The 464-nt window shown below is 57.3% G+C and carries 2 pseudogenes; one reads left to right on the top strand and one right to left on the bottom strand.

The features are described 5' to 3' along the window. Positions 1-237 (bottom strand): annotated as a pseudogene (locus ACUVOF_RS21960) (hypothetical protein); the annotation flags it as partial. On the opposite strand from ACUVOF_RS21960, the pseudogene ACUVOF_RS21955 reads away from it, so the two are divergent. Continuing rightward, positions 231-464, top strand: a pseudogene (locus tag ACUVOF_RS21955) (hypothetical protein); the annotation flags it as partial. The pseudogenes ACUVOF_RS21960 and ACUVOF_RS21955 overlap by 7 nt on opposite strands.

Here is a 464-nt window from a genome sequence, read left to right as displayed (position 1 = left end):
GTTTGTGCTCGGAGAGAATCTGGTATCCGGTGTGGCCGTGTGGGGGATGTCGGCGTAAGTGATGTAACGTAGATAGATCATAGTAGGTGAGGTGCTGACATGACCGCAGGGGTAGAATGCGATAGCCAGGCGGAAAGTGCTGATGCCGTTGTCGGGATGCGACTCTGGGTAGCTGTGCACCGTCACGTGGCTTTTATCCAAGTGCCCGACCACTGTTTCCGGCAGCGGGCCCGGGCCCGCTGCCGGAAACAGTGGTCGGGCACTTGGATAAAAGCCACGTGACGGTGCACAGCTACCCAGAGTCGCATCCCGACAACGGCATCAGCACTTTCCGCCTGGCTATCGCATTCTACCCCTGCGGTCATGTCAGCACCTCACCTACTATGATCTATCTACGTTACATCACTTACGCCGACATCCCCCACACGGCCACACCGGATACCAGATTCTCTCCGAGCACAAAC

The organism is Vreelandella sp. H-I2 (assembly GCF_052959335.1).
Note: the sequence above shows the minus strand (reverse complement) of the source record. Positions and strands in the feature narration are given on the sequence as shown.